We start from the raw sequence: 19,369 nt of genomic DNA on the forward strand, positions 1-19,369 counted from the left end.
ATGAGCAAGAGCACCACCGAGCCCGTGCAGCCGCTCTCCACCGAGCAGCTCTCGGCCACCACCCTGCTGCGGTTCGCCACCGCGGGCTCCGTCGACGACGGCAAGTCCACCCTGGTGGGCCGCCTGCTCCACGACTCCAAGTCGGTCCTCACCGACCAGCTGGAGGCCGTCGAGCGGGTCTCGGCCAGCCGCGGCGCCGAGGCACCCGACCTCGCCCTGCTCACCGACGGCCTGCGCGCCGAACGCGAACAGGGCATCACCATCGACGTCGCCTACCGCTACTTCGCCACCGCCCGGCGCCGGTTCATCCTCGCCGACACCCCCGGACACGTGCAGTACACCCGCAACATGGTCACCGGCGCCTCCACCGCCGACCTCGCCGTCGTCCTCGTCGACGCCCGCAACGGCGTCATCGAACAGACCCGCCGCCACGCCGCCGTCGCCGCCCTGCTGCGCGTCCCGCACGTCGTCCTCGCCGTCAACAAGATGGACCTCGTCGCCTACCAGGAGAGCGTCTTCGCGGAGATCGCCGAGGAGTTCACCGCCTACGCCGGAGAACTCGGCGTCCCCGAGATCACCGCCATCCCCATCTCCGCACTGGCCGGCGACAACGTGGTCGAAGCCTCCTCCAACATGGACTGGTACGGCGGCCCCACCGTCCTGGAACACCTGGAGACGGTGCCGGTCAGCCACGACCTCGCCACCTGCCACGCGCGCCTGCCCGTGCAGTACGTGATCCGCCCGCAGACCGCCGAGCACCCCGACTACCGCGGCTACGCGGGCCAGATCGCGGCCGGCACCTTCCGGGTCGGCGAGTCCGTGACCGTCCTGCCGTCCGGGCGCACCTCGCGGGTCTCCGGGATCGACCTGCTGGGGACGCCGGTGGACGTGGCGTGGACGCCGCAGTCCGTCACGCTCCTCCTGGAGGACGACATCGACATCTCGCGCGGCGACCTGATCGTGCCGAGCGGCGACGTCCCCCGGGCCACCCAGGACATCGAGGCGACGGTGTGCCACGTCGCGGACACCGCGCTCGCCGTCGGCCAGCGCGTGCTGCTCAAGCACACCACCCGTACGGTCAAGGCGATCGTGAAGGAGATCCCGTCGCGCCTCACGCTCGACGACCTCTCCCAGCACCCGGAACCCGGGCAGCTCGTCGCCAACGACATCGGCCGCGTGAAGGTCCGTACCGCCGAGCCCGTGGCGCTCGACGCGTACGCCGACTCGCGCCGCACCGGATCCTTCCTGCTGATCGACCCGGCGGACGGCACGACGCTGGCGGCGGGCATGGCGGGCGACGCGTTCGCCGCGCCCGGTCCCGCGGCGGCCGAGGCCCCGGCCGCACCCGACGACGAGGGCTGGGACTTCTGACATGACCTACACCGACGTGTTCGCGACGTTCGCGAAGGAGGGCGGCCGCATCGGCAGCGGCGCCCTCGGCAGCGGTCAGGGCGGTGTTGCGCGATGTGCGCGATGACGTACGCGCACCGCATGCGCGCCCTCACCGGCCCCTGTCTCAGGGGTCCTTCCGTACGAACTTCCGCACGAAGACGAAGACCTGCCGACCTCCCGGCCACGACCTGACGGCGTGAGACCGGGCCAACGAGAGGACCACCTCCCGTGCCTGCCAGCACCCCAAGCACCTTCCGCCCGGCGCACCGCCGCCTGGCCGCCCTCGCGCTCCTGCCCCTGCTGGCCGGCGGGCTCGGCGCCTGCGGCTACGGGTCGGACTCCAAGGACGAGACGACGAAGGTCGCCGCGAAGGGCAAGACCGTCGACGGCCTCTCGGAGGTCAAGCTCGGCTACTTCCCGAACCTGACGCACGGCACCGCCCTGGTCGGCCTGGAGGAAGGCCTGTTCCAGAAGGAGCTCGGCGGCACGAAGATCAAGCCGCAGGACTTCAACGCGGGCCCCGCCGAGATCGAGGCGCTCAACTCCGGCGCCATCGACATCGGCTGGATCGGCCCCTCCCCCTCGATCAACGGGTACGCGAAGTCCAAGGGCAAGAGCCTGCGCATCATCTCCGGCTCGGCCTCCGGCGGCGTGTCCCTCGTCGTGAACCCGAAGAAGATCAAGTCGGTGGACGACCTCAAGGGCAAGCGGATCGCCACGCCGCAGCTCGGCAACACCCAGGACGTCGCGCTCCTGAACTACCTCGCCGAGAAGGGCCTGAAGGTCGACGCCAACTCCGGCAAGGGCGACGTCTCGGTGGCCCGCACGGACAACAAGGTCACGCCGATCGCCTTCAAGAACGGCGACATCGACGGCGCCTGGGTGCCCGAGCCGACCGCCTCGAAGCTGGTCGCGGACGGCGGCAAGGTCCTCATCGACGAGAAGGACCTGTGGCCGGACAAGAAGTTCGTCATCACGAACATCATCGTGAAGCAGAGCTTCCTGGAGAAGCACCCGAAGGTCGTCGAGGCCGTGCTGCGCGGTTCGGTGAAGACCAACCAGTGGATCCACGACAACCCGGACAAGGCGAAGGCCGCGGCCAACTCCCAGCTGGAGAAGCTGACCGGTAAGCCGCTGCCCGCCGAGGTCATCGACCCGGCCTGGAAGTCCATCGACTTCACCGACGACCCGCTGGCGTCGACCCTCGACGCCGAGGCCGACCACGCGGTCAAGGTGGGTCTCCTGGAGAAGCCGAACCTCGCCGGCATCTACGACCTGCGGCCCCTGAACAAGGTCCTCGAGGCCGCGTCGCAGAAGCCCGTCGACGACGCCGGACTCGGCGTCAAGTAGCCCCCGCGTCCCATCAGTTCCCAGGAGGTGACGACCATGACCAGCACCCTCACCAAGGACGCCGAGGCCGCGGACGGCGTCGGAGCGGCGCCGTACGCGGCCCGTATCGAGCACGTGTCGAAGTCCTTCGGCGGGCCTGCCGCCCGGCAGCTCGTCCTCGACGACATCACGCTCGACGTCGCACCGGGAGAGTTCGTCACCCTCCTGGGAGCCTCGGGCTGCGGAAAGTCCACCCTGCTCAACCTCGTGGCGGGGCTCGACGCCCCGTCCGCGGGCGAGATCACCGTGCCGGGCGGGCGGCCCTCGCTGATGTTCCAGGAGCACGCGCTCTTCCCGTGGCTGACCGCGGGCAAGAACGTCGAGCTCGCCCTGAAGATGCGCGGCCTGCCGAAGAACGAGCGGCGCGACGAGGCCGAGCGGCTGCTCGAACTCGTCCGTCTCAAGGGCGCGCACGGCAAGCGGGTGCACGAGCTGTCCGGCGGCATGCGCCAGCGCGTGGCGATGGCCCGCGCGCTCGCCCAGGACAGTCAGCTCCTGCTGATGGACGAGCCGTTCGCAGCCCTCGACGCCATCACCCGGGACGTCCTGCACGACGAGCTGACCCGCATCTGGCGGGAGACGAACCTCTCGGTCCTCTTCGTCACCCACAACGTCCGCGAGGCCGTCCGCCTCGCCCAGCGGGTCGTCCTGCTCTCGTCCCGCCCCGGCCGCATCGCCCGTGAGTGGGAGGTCGACATCCCGCAGCCGCGCCGGATCGAGGATCCCGCGGTCGCCGACCTGTCCGTCGACATCACCGAACAGCTGCGGGGGGAGATCCGCCGACATGGCCAGCACTGACAGCAAGCCGCAGGACTCGCGGGACACGTCGCGGGGGCCGGGCGCCGACAGCGCGTCCGACCAGCTGGCGGGCCTGGAGGCCGGGCTCGACGCCCTGGACACCCGGACCTCCGAGCGCACCCCGCTCGGCCGGACCCTGCTCGCCAAGGCGGTGCCGCCGGTCGTGGCGATCGCCATCGTCCTGGTGGTGTGGCAGCTCGCCTACCACTTCAAGGTCAAGGAGCACTACCTCCTGCCCAGTCCGGTGGACGTGGCGCGGGTGGTGCGGGACAAGTGGCTGGAGGGCACCCTCCTCGAATTCGTGTGGACGAGCCTGTCCCGCGGCGCGCTCGGCTTCCTCGTCTCGGTGGCCATCGGCACCCCGCTCGGACTGATCATCGCGCGGGTCAAGGTGGTGCGTGCCGCGATCGGCCCGATCATGTCGGGCCTGCAGTCCCTGCCGTCCGTGGCGTGGGTCCCCGCGGCCATCATCTGGTTCGGGCTCTCCGACGCCACCATCTACGCGGTGGTGCTGCTCGGCGCCGTGCCGTCCATCGCCAACGGTCTGGTGGCCGGGGTCGACCAGATCCCGCCGCTGTACCTGCGGGCGGGCCGGGTCGTCGGGGCACAGGGCCTGAACGCCGTGCGCCACATCCTGCTGCCCGCGGCCCTGCCCGGCTACATCGCGGGCCTCAAGCAGGGCTGGGCCTTCTCCTGGCGCTCCCTGATGGCCGCCGAGCTGATCGTGAAGTCCGGCGACCTGGGCGTCGGGCTCGGCCAGCTCCTCGAACAGGGCCGCGAGCTGCAGGACATGGCCTGGGTGCTCGCCGCCATCCTCCTCATCCTGATCGTCGGAATCGCCGTCGAGCTCCTCGTCTTCAGTCCGCTGGAGCGCTGGGTGCTGCGCAACCGCGGTCTCCTCGTCAAGAACTGAGCACGTCATGCGCCACTCCGCCCTTCTGGTCATCGCCCACGGCAGCCGCGACCCGCGGCACGCCGCGACGGTCCGCGCCCTGGTGCGGCGGGTGCGCTCGCTGCGCCCCGGGCTGCGGGTGGAGACGGGCTTCCTCGACTTCAACACGCCGTCCGTACCGCGGGCCCTCGAAAGCCTGGCGGCGGACGGCGTGCGGGACGTGGTCGCCCTGCCGCTCCTGCTGACCCGGGCCTTCCACGCCAAGGCCGACATCCCCGCCGTCCTGCACGAGGCGGGCGCCCGGCTGCCCCGGCTGCGGATCCGGCAGGCCGGGGTGCTCGGCCCCTCGCCGCTGCTCCTCGACGCGCTGGAGCGGCGGCTGTACGAGGCGGGCCTGACGCCCGCCGACAAGTCCTCGACCGGGGTCGTGCTGGCCTCGGCGGGGTCCTCCGACCCGGAGGCGATCGCAGTGATCGCTGACATCGCGCGGGAGTGGCGGCACACCGGTTGGTGCGCCGTGCGGCCTGCGTTCGCCTCCGCATCCCTGCCCCGCACCGGTGACGCGATACGGGAGTTGCGGGCGGCCGGCGTCGAGCGGATCGCCGTCGCGCCGTACGTCATCGCGCCCGGATTCCTGCCGGACCGCATCGCGGCCGACGCACGCGAGGGAGGTGCGGACTTCCGCGCGGAACCGCTGAGCGACTGTCCGGAAATGGCCCGGCTGATGCTCCACCGCCATGACGCGGCGGTGCGCGCGCCCCTGCCCGCCCCCACGTACGCCGCTTAGCGCGGCCTATGCGCCTGGCACCTGCCCCGTCGCTCCCCTGGTGCGGATACCCGCGCTGGCCTAGCTTGTGGGTTCATGACCCCGAGCCGATCCCGCACACTGTGGCTGCGGACCGAACCCCTGCACGCGGTGGTCTACTTCGACGAGCGCTGCCGGGGCCTCGGCCGCGCCGTGGGCCTCAAGGGCTTCTGGATGGGGTACTTCGCGGCCAGGACCGCGCCGATGGGCCGGGTGGGCCCCGGGGTGGCCGCCGCGGCACTCGGTGTCTTCGCGCCGGGCATGGTGGCCCGCTCGCTCCCCTCCGCCTGGGAGTACGCGTCGCCGGACCGGGTCGTCGAGGAGCGCGCCCGCCTCACGGCCGCCGCGCTGCGCAGGCTCGTCCCTTCCGTTGACGCGCTGGCGGCGGCCGCCAACACCCCGCTGTGGGCCATGGTCGAGGACGCCCCCTCGCTGGCGCGCCCGCTGTTCGCCGCCAACCGCGACCTCGCGCACCGCGCGGACCCGGTCGAGCGGCTCTGGCAACTGGCCACCTGCATCAGGGAGTTCCGGGGCGACGCGCATGTGGCGGTGCTCGCCGACCACGACCTGGACGCCCGTGAGAGTCTCGTCCTCGCGGCGGCGACCGACCGCGTCGACCCCTCGGGCATCCGGCAGGACCGCGGCTGGAGCGAGGAGGAGTGGACGTCGTCCATGGACCGCATGCGCGCCCGCGGCCTGCTGGACACGGCGGGCCGGATCACGGAACGCGGCCTCACCGAGCGCGAGTTGATCGAGGACGACACGGACCGTCTCGCGGCCCGGCTGCTGCGGCCGCTGGCCAGGACGGAGGCGGACACGCTGCTCGCGGCGCTGGAGCCGGCGGCCCGCCACATCCTCGACTCGGACGTGCTGCCGTTCCCGAACCCGATCGGCCTGCCGCGCGCGGTCGGCTGAGGGGCGGCGGAAGGGTCCCCGCGCACGCGGCGGCACGGTGCGCGGCGGCCCGCGCCGGGGCAGGTGCCCCCTCTCCACTTGCACCCCCGCGCCCGCCCCCTTAGCGTCACGCGGATGACACCCGAACTGCGGTCCGAACGCCTCTCCCTCTCCCCCTATGTCGCCACGGACGAGGCGGACTTCGTCGCGCTCTTCCAGGACGAGGCGGTGGGCCGGTGGTTCGGGGACGGCCTGCAGAGCGCGGCGGAGGACCGCGCGCTGTTCGGGCGGATATTCAGCCTCGTCTACGCGGAGGAGCGCTTCCCGGTGTGGGCGGTCCGGCACGAGGGGCGGTACGTCGGCCATGCCGAGGTCAAGCCGTCGCCGGAGACCTGGCTGGACGGCACCGAGATCGTCTACGGCCTGACCAGGGAGAGCTGGGGCCTCGGGCTCGGCACGGAACTGGCGCAGCTGCTGACCACGTACGGGCACGAGACGCTGGGGCTCGACGAGGTGCACGCCACCGTCGACGCGGAGAACGCCCCGTCCCTGTCCGTCCTCAAGCGCCTCGGCTACACGCAGACCCGTGAGGTGCCCGAGGAGAACGGCCGGATCACCCTGCAGCTCACCTCCCGGCTCCCCGGAACACCCGCCACGGCCTGACGTCGGCCCGCCGGACGGGCTAGTCGGCGACGTAGGGGGTGCCCTGGTGGAACCAGAGCCGCCAGCCGTCCTCGGTGCGCCGCCAGAGCGAGCTGCGGTGCGCCCGGCGGCCGTTGCTGTCGGTGTCGAAGGTCAGGTGCACCAGGTCCTCGGCGAGCTGCACGCCCCGCATCCCCGAGGTCGTGGTGGGGCGGCCGCCGGGGTCGGGGCGGCCCGTGAGCACCCGGACGATGGACGCGCGGTCCCAGCGCGTCCCGGACGCGCCGAACTCGGTGAACTCCGGGTGCAGCAGCGCCCCGAACAGCGCGGGCGAGGCGCGCACCTCGGGGTCGAGCAGGCGCAGTTCGGCCTCGATGGCGGCCTCGACGGCGGGGGTGCGGTCAGTCACGGGTCATCTCCACGAGCCGGGTCACGGTGTTCCAGTTGCGGCTGGTGGCGATGATGCCCCGGGTGAGCTCGGGTTTCGACAGCTTTTCGGCGAGCTTGGAGCGGCCGAGCCCGTCGGGGGCGTAGAGGTAGAGGACGCGGTCGCCGATGCGGAACTCCTCGGGCAGGAAGTCCCCGGGGGCGACGGAGGCGAAGCGGTCCTCGGAGACCGGCGCGGAGAAGTAGGTGACGTGGAGCTGCTTGGGCTCCAGGTCGGCGGCGGGGAACGGGCAGGCATCGACCACCGCCTTCAGGTACGCCCCGTCGCGCACCAGGACGTCGACGGCGAAGCCGAACTCCTCTTCCAGGGCCCGGCCGATGCCCGCGGCGAGCGTCTCCTCGTCGCCGCCGTCCGCCGTGAAGACCGCGTTGCCGCTCTGCAGGTGGGTGCGCACGTCGCCGTGGCCCAGCCCTTCGAGGAGCGGGCGCAGCCGTGCCATCGGCACCTTCCTGTGCCCGCCGACGTTGATGCCGCGCAGCAGCGCCGCGTATGTCGTGATCGCCATGCGGACACGATAGAGCGGCCGTCGTGCCCCGTGGGGGTGGGCACGACGGCCGCGGCTCAGCGGGCCGTACGGGTCCTTACTCGACGACCTTCAGGAGCTTGTTGGGCGTGCCCTCGCTCGGGTTGGAGATCTTGTCCGGGGTCGCGCCGTCGGTCAGCGCCTTGGCGACGTCCGCGGGCTTGGCGTCCTTGTGCCCGGCGACGTAGACGGCGGCGGCGCCGACGACGTGCGGGGTGGCCATCGACGTGCCGGAGATGGTGTTGGTGGCGTCGTCACCGGTGTTCCAGTCGGACGTGATGTCCGAGCCCGGGGCGTAGATGTCCACGACGGAGCCGTAGTTGGAGAAGTCCGACTGCTCGTCGTCCTTGGTGGAGGAGGCGACCGTGATGGCGTCCTTCACCCGGGCCGGGGAACCCTGGGAGGCGTCGGTCGACTCGTTGCCCGCCGCGACCGCGAAGGTGACGCCGGAGTCGATCGACTTCTGGACGGCCGCGTCGAGGGCCTCGTCGGCGCCGCCGCCGAGGCTCATGTTGGCGACCGAGGGGCCCTCGTGGTTCTTGGTGACCCAGTCGATGCCCGCGACGACCTGCTCGGTGGTGCCGGAGCCCTGGTCGTCCAGGACGCGGACCGCGACGATCTTCGCCTTCTTGGCGACGCCGTGGGCCTCGCCGGCGATGGTGCCGGCGACGTGCGTGCCGTGGCCGTTGCCGTCGTCCGCGTCGTCGTCGTTGTCCACGGCGTCGAAGCCGGAGGTGGCACGGCCGCCGAAGTCCTTGTGGCTGACGCGGACACCGGTGTCGATGACGTACGCGGTGGCGCCCTCACCCGCGCTGTCGGGGTAGGTGTACTTCTTGTCGGCCGCGGTGTCCGCCTGGTCGATGCGGTCGAGGCCCCACGACGGCGGGTTGTCCTGGGTGGCGTCGATGGAGAACTTCTTCGACTGGACGACCTTGCCGACGGTGGGGTCGGCGGCCAGGCGCCTGGCCTCGGTCGCGGTCAGGCCCTTGGCCGAGAAGCCGTTGATCGCGGAGGAGTAGTTGCGCCTGAGCTCGCCGCCGTACTCCTTGGCGAGGTCCGACTTGGCTCCCTTGTCGGCCTTCTCGTCGAGCATCACGATGTAGCTGCCGGCCACGGCGCCCTCGGCGTTCGCGCCGTACACCTTGCCCTCGGCGGGGGTGGCCGCACCGGCGAAGGAGGTCGCGAAGACGGTCACACCCACCGCGGTGGCGGCGGTGGCTATCGCGGCGGTGAGCTTCATCGTGCGGGCACGCTTGTGAGTTGCCATGAAGAGGGATCTCCTCAGTGCTGTGTGGGGGGATGTGGGGGGGGGTATTCAGCTGTGTTCCGCAGGGCCCTTCGCGGCGACAACTTCGCTGCGACAGCCCGTGCGGCCCGGAAGATCTCCGGGTGTTGGGACGAAACCCTGTCGGATTGACGCGCGCAGATCAATACCTACATGCAGCTGTGACTTGTTCAACAAGGTTCCGTAATAACAAACCGGATCTGTCCTTGCGGATCGGACATCCCGGGCCGCATTCCCCCCAACTCCGGGTAACAGAAGGCACTTTGCGCCACATGGGCAACGCCGGACACACGGAGGAATCCGTGGGTCCGGCGTCCGGGAAAGGTGGTCGCGGCAGGGCCGCGCACCGCGGCACGCGTTATGCGGCGGTCATCACTTTCTCCTCCTCGAAGGAGTCGATCGTCCGCGTGAAGTCGCGGGTCGAGAGCAGCAGCTTGTAAATGATGGCGAGTTCGAAGACGAGCAGGAGGACCCCGGAGACGATCGTCGCGGGCATCACCACGTCGAAGAGCGGGCCGATCATGAAGACGCCCATCTGGAACTCGATTCCGCTGACCAGGTGCGCACGGATGCGGTGGCGGAGCAGGAAGGAGCGGACCCGCAGGTACGCGGGGAACTTCCGGCGGAACTCCTGGTGCAGGTCGATCACCTGGGGCCGGGGAGCCGGTGCCGCCTCCCCGTCGGCACCCGCCCCCTCGCCCTGGGCCATCGCGTACGGGGCGGCCTCGCCCGCGGCCCGCTGCAGGTCCTGCTCGATGTCCGCCGAGGGGTTCTCCCGCAGCAGGTCCTCCATGAAGGCGAGCTCCGCCTCGTTCTGGGCGCGGCGCGCGGCCCGCATGCGCGTCTTGATCTGCTTGCGCATGGTGTGCCGGATCTTGAAGATCTCCAGCGAGTTGATGTACCGCAGGGTGTCGAGGGCGACGACGGCCAGCGCGAGCCAGATGTAGAGGGTGTCCCCGGTGCGGTCGTACTGCCCGCCCATGAGCGCGACGCCGCACACCATGACGCGGATCCGGTCGAAGACGAAGTCCAGCCAGGCGCCGAAGACGGAGCCCTGGCCGGTGAGCCGGGCGACCTTCCCGTCCATGCAGTCGAGGATGAAGCTGAGGTGGTAGACGACCGCGCCGAGCGCGAGCCACTTCCAGTCGCCGAGCGCGAAACAGGCGGCCGAGCCGAGGCCGAGCAGGAACGCGCCCCAGGTGATCTGGTTGGGGGTGATGTTCGTACGCCTGGCCGTGAAGCGCACGAGCGGGGTGGCGACCGGGTCGACGAGCAACACGGTCCACCACGCGTCGCGCTTCTTCTGGGTGATGCGGCGCACCTCGGCGAGGGGCGGTATGTCTCGGCGCATGGGGTCAACTTCCTGCTGTTCGACTCGCGTTCACCTCACGCTAGGAAGTAGTTGCCTCAAGGAACAAGATCTCCGGCGTGCAACCTTTGACAGGGGGTAACGGTCAACCCTTCGGGGCGAGTCGATAGCCCTGCCAGCACCGGGGCGCGTTATCTGAGCGTTACCGAAACGCATCACGGAGCGTTACCCCTGACCGGGAACCGCTCGCCCCTTCGCCAGTTCGGCCTCGATGAGATCGGCCGCCTGCCGGGTGCCGCCCTCCGCCGCCATCGACGCCTGGATCTCCCCCAGCCTGCGCGCCACTTCGGGGTCCTCGGTCAGCGCGAGCACGGCCTCGCGCAGCGCCTCTGCGGTGACGTCCGCCAGCGGCAGATGCCGGGCCACGCCCAGCGCCTGGAGCATGTCGGCGTTGCCGAACTGGTCCACGGCCTGCGGCACGGCGACCATCGGCGTCGCGGTGGCGAGCCCCTCCTGGCTGCCGCCCGCGCCGGCGTGCGTGACGAAGGCGTCGGCCTTCCTGAGGACGGCGAGCTGCGGCACCCAGGAGCGCACCTCGACGTTCGCCGGCACCGGCCCGAGCTCGTCCGCGTCCACGTGCTTGCCCACCTGGAGCACCACGTGCCAGCCGGGGAGACCGCCGAACGCCTCGACGCACGTGCGGTAGAAGGCGGGCTGCTTGGTGAAGGCCGAGCCGAGCGAGACGAGCAGCACCCTCTCGGCGCCCGCGGGCCGCTCCCAGTCGCCCTGGGCCGCGCGGTCGCCCTGACAGGCGCCGACGAAGGTGTGCACGGACGGGTCGACCCGGTCGGCGTGCGGCTGCAGGGCCCGGGGGATCAGCACCAGCGAGCGCGGCGGACGCCCGACGAAGGGGTCGGGGTGCTGGGTGATGCCGTTCCCGGCGAGCCAGGCGGCGAACCGCTTGTAGTAGGCCCGGCCGCGCTCGGACTCCTTCAGCTCCGCGTACATCGGCCCGGCGACCTCCTCCTCGTACCCCTCCCAGGCCACGAGGTTGGGCGAGAGGGAGATCTCGGGGACGCCCCAGCGGCGGGCCAGGACGCGCGCCGGGTAGGAGGTGATGTCGTGCAGGACGAGGTCCGGCTCGTCGCCCTCGTACGCGGCGGCCAGCTCGGGCAGGACCTGGACGGCGTCGCGCAGGAACGGCTCCAGGTTGTCGATCAGTTCGGTGCCCCAGGCCGCCGGGTCGTCGTCGGGCGAGGGCAGCGTCGTGGTGTAGGGCCGGGGCTCGGCGCCGGTCTCGGCGACCTTGTCCGCGAAGGCGTGCGGAATGGCGTACGTGACGCGGTGGCCGCGCCGGACGAGCTCGCGGATGATCTCCAGGCTCGGGTTGACGTGTCCGTGCGCGGCGATCGAGAACATGGCGACGTGGGCGGGTCGGGGCGTGGTCATGCCCCGACCATAGACGAGACGAAACGTCTCGTGCAACCTCAGGCCGGCCCTCCGTCGTCGGCCGCGGCGGCCTCGTTGTAGCGCAGCAAGTACGCGGCGAACCGGGCCAGGTCCGGCCCCTCCCAGTCCGTGAGCCGCTCCCGGAACGCCACCCGCCGGGCGTTGCCGACCTGGGCCAGCACGTCGACGCCCCGCTCGGTGAGATGCAGGACGTGCACCCGGTGGTCGGTCGGGTCGAGCCGCCGCTCCACGAGGCCCGCCTTCTCCAGCGCCCCCACCTGCCGGCTGATCGTCGACTTGTCGAGGGTGTAGTGCGCGGCGAGATCCGTGGCCCGGCAGCCTCCCTGGTACTCGAGATGGCTGAGCAGGGTGAACGACACGAGCGAGAGCTCGGGGTGCATCCGCGCCGCGGTGGCCCGCGCCCGCCGGGCGAACGCGGTCATCTCCCGCTGGATGACCTCGATGGACTCGTCCCGGGACGCACCCGGGGAGGCCTCCGCGGACCCACCCGGGGATCCGTCTCGTCCGGTCACGGTTTCTCCCTCTCCACGAATGGTTGTAGAGTACAACACAAAGAAGAGTTGCATATGCCAACCATCTGGGAACCGGAGAGATCCATGTCCGCCACCGCGGAACCCGCCACCCGACTGCGCGACGTCCTGCGGCACGTGCTGCTGCACCTGGTCACGCCCCTGCTCATGTGCCTCGGAATGGGCCTCGCCTACATGGGCGCCTTCGTGACGCCCGAGCCGAACCACCTGCCGGTCGCCGTCGTCGGCGCGGACCCGCAGGCCCGGTCCCTCGCGCACGCCGTCCAGGACGAGGCGGGCGACGCCCTGGACGTGCGGACCCTCGCCTCCCGCGACCAGGCGGTCGACGCGCTCAAGTCCCTGGACATCGCGGGCGCGTACGTCCCCGGCGCCGGGGCGCCCGAGCTGATCGTGGCCACCGCCGGGTCCGACATGAGCGCGACGGCGGCGCAGAAGATCTTCACGCCCCTCGCGGCGGAGCGCGGCGCGCCGCTCGAGGTCACCGACGTGGCACCGCCGGTCGGCGACGACCCGACGGGCCAGGGCCTGTTCTTCCTGCTCGTCGCCGTGAGCATCGGCTCGTACGCGTCGGTCGCGGTGCTCGGCGCGGCGGGCGCGGGGCTGCGCATGCGGGCCAGGGCGGGTCTCGTCGTGGGCGTCTCCCTCGCCGTCAGCGCGATCGGCGCGGCGCTCGCGGGGCCGATCTTCCACCTCGTGCACCAGGGGCTGTGGGGCGTCTGGGCGATGGCGTGGCTGTACGCGGCCGGGATCCTGTTCATCGGCATCGGCCTGCACACGTTCCTCAAGCGCTGGACGACGCTGGCGATGATGGTCCTCTTCGTGATGCTCAACTTCACCACGTCCGGCGGGCTGTTCCGGCCCGAGCTGCAGAACGGCTTCTTCGGCTCCCTGCACGCCTTCTGGAACGGCGCGGGCTTCGTCGAGGGCATCCGCAGCCACCTCTACTTCGGCGGCCACGGTCTGCCGCAGCACGTCTGGACGCTGGCCGGCTGGCTGGTGCTCGGCCTGCTGGTCACCGGTGCCGCGGCCCTGTGGGAGCGGCGGCACCGGACCGCGGTGACCGCGGGACCCGGCGCGGACGCCCCCGAACACGAGGCTCAGGAGGAGGAGATGGAGGAGTCGGTCGCCGTCTGACGCCCTCGCACGGCGACCGCCGCCCCGGCCACGGCCACGGCGGCCGCCGCGAGCGCGAAGGCGAGGTGCTGCCCGGCCGCCACCGATCCGGCCGAGGCCGCCACCGAGGCGAGGACCGCGGGGCCGAGCCCGCTGCCGATCTGCAGCGCGGTCGCGGTCACCGCGGAGGCCGCGCCCTGCCGGTCCCGCGGGACGCCGTGCAGGCCGAGGGCGGTGAGCGCGGGGAAGGCGAGTCCCTGCCCCACCCCGGTCACCACGAGTCCCGCGAACACCGGCCACCAGTACGTGCTCCGCTCCCCCGTCAGGCACCAGAGCAGGACCCCTGCCCCGGTCAGCAGCAGCCCCGCCGCGAGGACCGCCCGCACGCCGCACCGCTCCACAAGCCGCCCCGCGCACAGCGCCGCACCCGTCACCGCGGCGCTCACCGGCAGCACGGCGAGCCCGGACCCGGCCGGTGACATCCCGCGCACGTCCTGCAGATACAGCGGTACGAAGAAGAGCGCGCCGTTGACGCAGAAGTAGAACGCCACCGCCGTGACCGCCGCCGTCCGTACCGTGCCGAGCCGCAGCAGCGCCCGGTCCAGCAGCGCGTCGCCGCCGCACCGCCACCACCACGTCCCCGCGACGGCCGCCCCGGCCAGCAGGCCCGCCCCGACGCACCGTGCCGGGCCGCCGTGGGACAGCAGATCGACCCCGAGCACGACGAGGACGACGGCCGCCACCAGTGCCGTACCGCCGACGGGGTCGACCCGGCGGGCGCGGTCCGGTGTGCCGGCCGGCAGCCGGCGCACCGCGGCGAAGGCGGTCAGCAGGGCCACCGCGCCCTGCACGCCGAAGACGAGGCGCCAGCCCACCGCACCCGTGAGCACCCCGCCGAGGACCAGGCCCGCGCCGTAGCCGCCCGCCTGCGCGGAGGCGAAGACGCCGAGGGCGCGGGAACGGGCCGGGCCCGCCGGAAAGAGGTCCGCGACCAGCGCGGTGGCCGCGGGGACGGTGATCGCGGCGCCCGCCCCCTGGACCGCCCGGCCCGCCGCGACCAGCCAGAAGTCGGTGGCCGCGAGGGCGGGGACGGCGCCCGCGGCGAGCAGGAGCAGCCCTCCGGTCAGCACCCGCCGACGCGGAAACCGGTCGGCGAGTGCTCCTCCGGCGAGCAGCAGCCCGGCGAAGGCGACCGCGTACCCGCCGACGGCCCAGGACAGGGCCCGCGGCCCCGCCCCGAACTCGGCGCCGAGCACCGGGAGCGCGCTGTTGAGCACGGCGACACTCCCGGCATCGAGCCCGGCGGCGACACTGAGGACGAGGAGGGCGGGGAGGGCGGGGAGGGCGGGGAGGAGGCTGCGGGTGCGGGTGGGCGGGTGCGGGTGCGTCCGGGCGGGGCCCGGCCCCGGCGCCTGGCGGGCCGAGGGTGTACCTGCCGGGCTCGTATTCGTGGTCGCCACACCCGTGGCTGCGGCGCTCGTGGTCGCCGCACCTCTGGCTGCCGCACCCGTGGTGGTCTCGCTCGCGGCCGGTGCACTCGCGGTCGCCGGGCTCGCGATCGCCTCGCTCGTGGCCGCCACACTCGCGGTTGCCGCACTCGCGGTCGCCGGGCTCGTATTCGTGGCTGCCGCACTCGCGGTCGCCGGGCTCGTACTCGTGGCTGCCGTGCTCGCGGTCGCCGGGCTCGTACTCGTGGCTGCCGTGCTCGCGGTCGCCGGGCTCGTATCCGCCGAGGTCGTGTTCTCGGCTGCGGAGTCGTTCATGGACGGCAGCCTTCGCGCGGGTGGGGCGGGCCACCAGACACCGGTGGGGGAGCTCCCCCGCGGGGGTGGCCCCCGCAGGGCCACCCCCGGGGCTGGCCCCCTGTCCGCGCCGGGCCGGACACTGGTGCCATGAACGCACCGCACGCCGCGGCCGTCGCGTGACCCCGCACCGGCCGCCGACCGAGCTCGCCCGGTTCCTGCGCACCCGCCGGGCCCGGCTCACCCCGGAGTGCGTCGGGCTGCCCCGGACGGCGGGCCGGCGCATCGCGGGGCTGCGCCGGGCCGAGGTCGCGGCGCTCGCCGGGATCAGCCCGGAGTACTACACCCGGCTCGAACAGGGGCGCCAGCGACGCCCGTCGCCGGAGGTCCTCGACGCGCTGGCGACCGCGCTGCGCCTGGACCCGGACGGCCACCGGCATCTGCACCGGATCGCCTCCCGGCCCGCGCCTCCCGTGCCGCCCGCCGAGCCCGGGGCCCCGCAGGCGGCGCTCGACCTGCTGCGCGCGCTGACGGTGTGGCCCGCCTATCTGGTCAGCCCGATGCGGACCGTCCTCGCCTGGAACGAGGCGGCGGCCTGGCTCGTGACCGACTTCGGCGCGCTGCCGCCGCACCGGCGCAACCTCGCCTGGTTCGCCCTCTGCGACCCACGGGCCCGCGACCTGTACGCGGACTGGGAGGCCGTGGCGCGCGGCAACGTCCACCGGCTGCGCAACGCCGTCGCCGGACGCACCGACCAGCAGCCCCTGCTCGCCGAACTCGCGTCCCACGGCGGCGCGTTGTTCACCGACGCCTGGAACGAGCACGAGGTGCGCGGCCCGAACACCGGCCACAAGCGGCTCAACCACCCCGAGGCGGGCCCCCTCACGCTCGCGTACACCGGCTATCTGCTGCCGGGCCCCGACCAGGTGGAGCTGGTCGTCATGACGGCCCCCGAGGGCAGCGCGGAAGCGGCGGTGTTCCGGCAGCGCTTCGGCACGGGAGCGGACACGGCCTAGCGCTGGTACCGCGCCAGCACCCGATTGCCGTCCTTCACGAGCCGTTTGCGCAGCTCGCCGAGGTCGATCGCCCCGCTGTAGTACTCCTGGAGCGCCGGGGTGGCGACCTTGTCCTTCCACTCCGGATAGCCGCGCACGGACTGCGCGGGGGCCGGGCGCAGGTGCTCGGCCAGGGCGGTGCCCGCGGCCCAGTCGTCCTTCTCGGTACGCAGCGCGGGATCCTTCAACGCCTGCGTGCCGGTCGGCAGCATCCAGTCGCCGCGCGCCAGCTCGACCATGTTCTCCGGCCGGAGGAAGAAGTCGATGAACGCGACGGCCGCCTTCTTGTGCGGGCTGTCCTCGGCGACGGACAGGGTCTGCGGGCTGACGCCCTGGGCGAGCCCCTCCTTGCCCGCGGGGGCGGGCAGCACCTGCCAGTCGAAGCCCTCGGGCGCCTGCTGGACGATCTGCTGGCGGTAGGAGAAGCCGAGCGGGACCATCGCGTACTTGCCGCCGAAGAAGCCGGGCAGCGTGTCGGAGCCGCCCATGCCGAGGGTCGAGTCCGAGGCGCTCCCGTCGTCGTTGACCTGCTCGTTCACCGTGCGCGGCACGACCTCGTCGGCCGCGTCGAAGCGGACGTCGACCTTGCCGTCGGCGCCGCGGTGGAAGATCCGGCCGCCGGTCGACAGCGAGAGGTTGAGCGTCGCGGAGACCGGCTCCTTGAGCGGCCAGGCCACGCCGTACTTGCCGTCCGTCCCGTCGCCGAGCTCCTTGGTGACCGACCGGAACTCCGCCCAGCTCCAGGGCTTGTCCGGCGTGGGGATCCGTACGCCCGACTTCTTGAGCCAGGTGGCGTTGGCGATCAGGACGCGCGGCTCCTGGAGGAACGGCACGCCGTAGACCTTGCCGCCGAAGGTCGACGTCTGCCAGCTGCGCTCCGGGATGTCGGACTTCAGGCGGCCGGGCAGCAGGTCGCCGATGTCCGCCAGGTACCCGCCGTACGCGAAGTCGGCGAGGTCGTCGGAGGCGTCGTGGATGATGTCCGGCGCCTCACCGCCCTCGAAGGAGGTGAGCAGCTGGTCGTGGACGCTGTCCCAGCTGCCCTGGACGTACTCGACCTCGATGTCGGGGTGGGTGGCGTTCCACTTCTCGACGAGCGCCTTGTTGGCGTCGACGGACTCCTTCTGCCAGGCCAGCGACTGGAACCGGAGCGTGATCTTCCCGTCGTCGTCGCCGGAGTCGCCGCTGCAGCCGGAGAGCAGCAGCGCGAGGGCCGCGGCGGTCGCGGTCAGCAGGCGGGGCGTGGTGCGGGCCGGGCGAGGCGTCGTGCGCATCAGGCCTTCACCGCCCCCGCCAGCATGCCGCCCGTGATCCGCTTCTGGATGAGGGCGAAGACGACCAGCGACGGGAGGGTCGCGAGGAACGCGGCCGCGGCGAGCGGCCCGAGGTCGGCGACGCCCTCGCTGCCGATGAAGCGGTTGAGGATGACCGGCAACGTCTGCTTCTCCGGGGTCTTGAGCAGGACGAGCGCGAAGAAGAACTCGTTCCACGCGGTGATGAAGGCGAACAGCGCGGTGGCGACGATGCCGGGCGCGAGCAGCGGCGCGACGACCGAGACGAACGTGCGCACCTTGCTGGCGCCGTCGACCGCCGCGGCCTCCTCCAGCTCCGCGGGGACCGCGCGGACGTATCCGACGAGCATCCACAGGGCGAAGGGCAGCGACCACACCACGTAGACCAGGATCAGGCCGAGCAGCGAGTTGATCAGGTGCAGGTTCTTCAGGATCAGGAAGAGCGGGATGATGACCAGGACGAACGGGAACGCCTGGCTGATGACCACCCAGCCGGTCGCCGCCGTGGAGACGCGGTTGCGGTGCCTGGCCATGACGTACGCCATGGGGGTCGCGATGACCACCGCGATCAGGGCCGCGCTGAGCGCCGCGACCAGGGAGTTGCCCGCGGCCCGCAGGAGCGGCTGCTCGTCGAAGGCCTGCCGGAAGTTGTCGAACGTCGGGTCCCGGGGGATCCAGGTGGGGTGCAGGCTGCCCAGTTCCCGTGCGGGCTTGAAGGCCGTGGAGATCAGCCACAGGAACGGGAAGGCGAGGAAGACGAGATAGGCGGCGAGCGCCAGGTACTGCGCGGCGCGGGCCGGCTTGTTCGTACGTGTCATGCCTCGTCGCCTCCCTTCAGGCGGCCCACGAGGTAGCAGGCGAGGATCACGGAGATCACCGCGACCATCACGCAGCCCATGGCCGCCGCGTAGCCGAACTGGCCGTAGCGGAAGGCCTCTTCGTAGGCGAACAGCATGGGCAGGCGGGTGCGGCCGCCGGGGCCGCCCTGGGTGAGGACGTAGACCAGGGCGAAGGAGTTGAAGTTCCAGATGAAGTTGAGCGCGGTGATGGCGAGGGCGACCGGCTTGATCGCGGGCCAGGTGACGGCGCGGAAGCGGCGCCAGGCGCCCGCGCCGTCCATCGCGGCGGCCTCGTGCAGCTCGCGCGGGGTGTTCTGCAGTCCGGCCAGGAGCGCCACGGTGGTCTGCGGCATGCCGGCCCAGATGCCGACGACGATGACGGCGAACAGCGCGGTGGCGGTCCCGGTGAGCCAGTCCTTGCCGTCGCCGAGGCCGAGGGTGGAGAGCGTCTCGTTCAGGACGCCCGCGTCCGGGTGGTAGACGAGCCGCCACATGATGCCGACGACGACCTCGGGCATCGCCCACGGGATGATCGCGAGGGCCCGGGCCAGCCAGCGCATCCGCAGCGGCTGGTTGAGCAGCAGGGCGAGGCCGAGGGCGAGGAAGAACTGCGGCACGGTCACGCCGAAGGCCCACAGCAGACCGATCCGGAACGAGTCCCAGAACAGCGTGTCGTGCAGCAGGTCCTGGAAGTTGAGGGCGCCGACCCACTGGGTGGGCTCGGTGCGGCCCGACTGGGAGTCGGTGAACGCCAGCGCGATGCCGTAGAGGAGCGGGCCGACGCTGAGGACCAGGATCGGGATGAGCGCGGGCAGCACGAGGAACCACGCGCCGTGGTCCGTGGATCCGTGCGCCTGCGTGCCTCGCGCTGACCGCTTCGGCGCGGTCGCCAATGTCACGGAATCGGCTCCTTCGGGCGGCTCGTGCGGGTCTGGCCGCCCCGGCGGCCCC

General features: G+C 72.3%; 20 protein-coding genes. 10 read left to right on the forward strand and 10 right to left on the reverse strand.

All coding sequences use genetic code 11. The features are described from left to right. The 7 genes from ACFYXE_RS24615 (at position 1) to ACFYXE_RS24645 (ending at position 6,833) form a co-directional block, all read left to right on the forward strand. Positions 1-1,371 (forward strand): sulfate adenylyltransferase subunit 1, encoded by a 1,371-nt coding sequence (locus tag ACFYXE_RS24615; RefSeq protein WP_389315702.1) that lies wholly within the window; start codon positions 1-3, stop codon positions 1,369-1,371. Positions 1,372-1,620: 249 nt separating this feature from the next. Further along, positions 1,621-2,742 carry an ABC transporter substrate-binding protein gene (locus ACFYXE_RS24620; protein WP_389315704.1) on the forward strand — a complete coding sequence of 374 codons (1,122 nt, stop codon included), beginning with the start codon at positions 1,621-1,623 and terminating at the stop codon, positions 2,740-2,742. 36 nt (positions 2,743-2,778) lie between these two features. Then, on the forward strand, positions 2,779-3,579 hold the full coding sequence (locus ACFYXE_RS24625) for an ABC transporter ATP-binding protein (protein WP_361171949.1): 801 nt from the start codon (positions 2,779-2,781) through the stop codon (positions 3,577-3,579). Further along, positions 3,566-4,492 (forward strand): ABC transporter permease, encoded by a 927-nt coding sequence (locus ACFYXE_RS24630; RefSeq protein WP_361171952.1) that lies wholly within the window; start codon positions 3,566-3,568, stop codon positions 4,490-4,492. Before ACFYXE_RS24625 ends, ACFYXE_RS24630 begins: the two co-directional genes overlap by 14 nt. A gap of 7 nt (positions 4,493-4,499) precedes the next feature. Then, on the forward strand, positions 4,500-5,258 hold the full coding sequence (locus ACFYXE_RS24635; protein WP_389315707.1) for a sirohydrochlorin chelatase: 759 nt from the start codon (positions 4,500-4,502) through the stop codon (positions 5,256-5,258). Between the two features lie 75 nt (positions 5,259-5,333). Further along, on the forward strand, positions 5,334-6,191 hold the full coding sequence (locus ACFYXE_RS24640; protein WP_389315709.1) for a hypothetical protein: 858 nt from the start codon (positions 5,334-5,336) through the stop codon (positions 6,189-6,191). Positions 6,192-6,305: 114 nt separating this feature from the next. Further along, positions 6,306-6,833 (forward strand): GNAT family N-acetyltransferase, encoded by a 528-nt coding sequence (locus tag ACFYXE_RS24645; protein WP_389315711.1) that lies wholly within the window; start codon positions 6,306-6,308, stop codon positions 6,831-6,833. 19 nt (positions 6,834-6,852) lie between these two features. Here ACFYXE_RS24645 and ACFYXE_RS24650 read toward each other — a convergent pair whose 3' ends face one another. The 6 genes from ACFYXE_RS24650 to ACFYXE_RS24675 all read right to left on the reverse strand — a co-directional run bounded on the left by ACFYXE_RS24650 (position 6,853) and on the right by ACFYXE_RS24675 (position 12,269). Then, on the reverse strand, positions 6,853-7,221 hold the full coding sequence (locus ACFYXE_RS24650) for a DUF4440 domain-containing protein (protein WP_361171964.1): 369 nt from the start codon (positions 7,219-7,221) through the stop codon (positions 6,853-6,855). Then, positions 7,214-7,765 (reverse strand): DUF1697 domain-containing protein, encoded by a 552-nt coding sequence (locus tag ACFYXE_RS24655; RefSeq protein ID WP_389315713.1) that lies wholly within the window; start codon positions 7,763-7,765, stop codon positions 7,214-7,216. The genes ACFYXE_RS24650 and ACFYXE_RS24655 overlap by 8 nt, the downstream gene beginning before the upstream one ends. Before the next feature lie 76 nt (positions 7,766-7,841). Then, a complete protein-coding gene (locus ACFYXE_RS24660; protein WP_389315715.1) occupies positions 7,842-9,050 on the reverse strand; it encodes a S8 family serine peptidase in 1,209 nt (402 codons plus the stop codon). A gap of 376 nt (positions 9,051-9,426) precedes the next feature. Then, the gene (locus tag ACFYXE_RS24665; protein ID WP_389315717.1) at positions 9,427-10,419 is read right to left on the reverse strand and encodes a CDP-alcohol phosphatidyltransferase family protein; all 993 of its coding nucleotides are present in this window, start codon (positions 10,417-10,419) and stop codon (positions 9,427-9,429) included. Between the two features lie 183 nt (positions 10,420-10,602). Beyond that, positions 10,603-11,826, reverse strand: a complete 1,224-nt coding sequence (mgt, locus tag ACFYXE_RS24670) for a macrolide-inactivating glycosyltransferase (protein WP_389315719.1) — start codon at positions 11,824-11,826, stop codon at positions 10,603-10,605. A gap of 38 nt (positions 11,827-11,864) precedes the next feature. Further along, complete coding sequence (locus ACFYXE_RS24675; RefSeq protein ID WP_389316260.1) at positions 11,865-12,269, reverse strand: MarR family winged helix-turn-helix transcriptional regulator; 405 nt, start codon at positions 12,267-12,269, stop codon at positions 11,865-11,867. A 174-nt stretch (positions 12,270-12,443) separates the two neighbouring features. On the opposite strand from ACFYXE_RS24675, the gene ACFYXE_RS24680 reads away from it, so the two are divergent. After that, complete coding sequence (locus ACFYXE_RS24680; protein WP_389315721.1) at positions 12,444-13,511, forward strand: hypothetical protein; 1,068 nt, start codon at positions 12,444-12,446, stop codon at positions 13,509-13,511. Here the strand turns inward: ACFYXE_RS24680 and ACFYXE_RS24685 are convergent. Beyond that, positions 13,475-14,950, reverse strand: a complete 1,476-nt coding sequence (locus ACFYXE_RS24685) for an MFS transporter (RefSeq protein ID WP_389315723.1) — start codon at positions 14,948-14,950, stop codon at positions 13,475-13,477. The two genes, ACFYXE_RS24680 and ACFYXE_RS24685, sit on opposite strands and share 37 nt — an antisense overlap. Here ACFYXE_RS24685 and ACFYXE_RS24690 point away from each other — a divergent pair. Further along, complete coding sequence (locus ACFYXE_RS24690; RefSeq protein WP_389315725.1) at positions 14,940-15,386, forward strand: hypothetical protein; 447 nt, start codon at positions 14,940-14,942, stop codon at positions 15,384-15,386. The genes ACFYXE_RS24685 and ACFYXE_RS24690 overlap by 11 nt on opposite strands. Positions 15,387-15,411: 25 nt before the next feature. Beyond that, positions 15,412-16,248 (forward strand): helix-turn-helix domain-containing protein, encoded by an 837-nt coding sequence (locus tag ACFYXE_RS24695; RefSeq protein WP_389315727.1) that lies wholly within the window; start codon positions 15,412-15,414, stop codon positions 16,246-16,248. On the opposite strand, the gene ACFYXE_RS24700 is transcribed toward ACFYXE_RS24695, so the two are convergent. Genes ACFYXE_RS24700 through ACFYXE_RS24710 form a run of 3 tightly spaced genes read right to left on the reverse strand, consistent with a single transcriptional unit; the run spans position 16,245 to position 19,317 of the window. Continuing rightward, positions 16,245-17,561: an ABC transporter substrate-binding protein gene (locus tag ACFYXE_RS24700; protein ID WP_389315729.1), complete on the reverse strand. Its 1,317-nt coding sequence runs from the start codon at positions 17,559-17,561 to the stop codon at positions 16,245-16,247. The genes ACFYXE_RS24695 and ACFYXE_RS24700 overlap by 4 nt on opposite strands. Then, positions 17,561-18,397, reverse strand: coding sequence for a carbohydrate ABC transporter permease (locus ACFYXE_RS24705; RefSeq protein ID WP_389315731.1), 837 nt, complete (start codon positions 18,395-18,397; stop codon positions 17,561-17,563). The genes ACFYXE_RS24700 and ACFYXE_RS24705 overlap by 1 nt, the downstream gene beginning before the upstream one ends. Continuing rightward, entirely contained in the window at positions 18,394-19,317 is a 924-nt protein-coding gene (locus ACFYXE_RS24710) for a carbohydrate ABC transporter permease (protein WP_389315733.1), read from the reverse strand. The genes ACFYXE_RS24705 and ACFYXE_RS24710 overlap by 4 nt, the downstream gene beginning before the upstream one ends. Between the last annotated feature and the right edge of the window lie 52 nt (positions 19,318-19,369).

This window comes from Streptomyces sp. NPDC002564 (assembly GCF_042889645.1).
Taxonomy (GTDB): domain Bacteria; phylum Actinomycetota; class Actinomycetes; order Streptomycetales; family Streptomycetaceae; genus Streptomyces.

Coding starts and splice junctions, on each gene's coding strand:
- ACFYXE_RS24675 (WP_389316260.1), bottom strand. CDS start 12,269: ATGACCGCGTTCGCCCGGCGGGCGCGGGCCACCGCGGCGCGGATGCAC.
- ACFYXE_RS24655 (WP_389315713.1), bottom strand. CDS start 7,765: ATGGCGATCACGACATACGCGGCGCTGCTGCGCGGCATCAACGTCGGC.
- ACFYXE_RS24665 (WP_389315717.1), bottom strand. CDS start 10,419: ATGCGCCGAGACATACCGCCCCTCGCCGAGGTGCGCCGCATCACCCAG.
- ACFYXE_RS24630 (WP_361171952.1), top strand. CDS start 3,566: ATGGCCAGCACTGACAGCAAGCCGCAGGACTCGCGGGACACGTCGCGG.
- ACFYXE_RS24615 (WP_389315702.1), top strand. CDS start 1: ATGAGCAAGAGCACCACCGAGCCCGTGCAGCCGCTCTCCACCGAGCAG.
- ACFYXE_RS24640 (WP_389315709.1), top strand. CDS start 5,334: ATGACCCCGAGCCGATCCCGCACACTGTGGCTGCGGACCGAACCCCTG.
- ACFYXE_RS24635 (WP_389315707.1), top strand. CDS start 4,500: ATGCGCCACTCCGCCCTTCTGGTCATCGCCCACGGCAGCCGCGACCCG.
- ACFYXE_RS24625 (WP_361171949.1), top strand. CDS start 2,779: ATGACCAGCACCCTCACCAAGGACGCCGAGGCCGCGGACGGCGTCGGA.
- ACFYXE_RS24660 (WP_389315715.1), bottom strand. CDS start 9,050: ATGGCAACTCACAAGCGTGCCCGCACGATGAAGCTCACCGCCGCGATA.
- ACFYXE_RS24680 (WP_389315721.1), top strand. CDS start 12,444: ATGTCCGCCACCGCGGAACCCGCCACCCGACTGCGCGACGTCCTGCGG.
- mgt (WP_389315719.1), bottom strand. CDS start 11,826: ATGACCACGCCCCGACCCGCCCACGTCGCCATGTTCTCGATCGCCGCG.
- ACFYXE_RS24705 (WP_389315731.1), bottom strand. CDS start 18,397: ATGACACGTACGAACAAGCCGGCCCGCGCCGCGCAGTACCTGGCGCTC.
- ACFYXE_RS24700 (WP_389315729.1), bottom strand. CDS start 17,561: ATGCGCACGACGCCTCGCCCGGCCCGCACCACGCCCCGCCTGCTGACC.
- ACFYXE_RS24645 (WP_389315711.1), top strand. CDS start 6,306: ATGACACCCGAACTGCGGTCCGAACGCCTCTCCCTCTCCCCCTATGTC.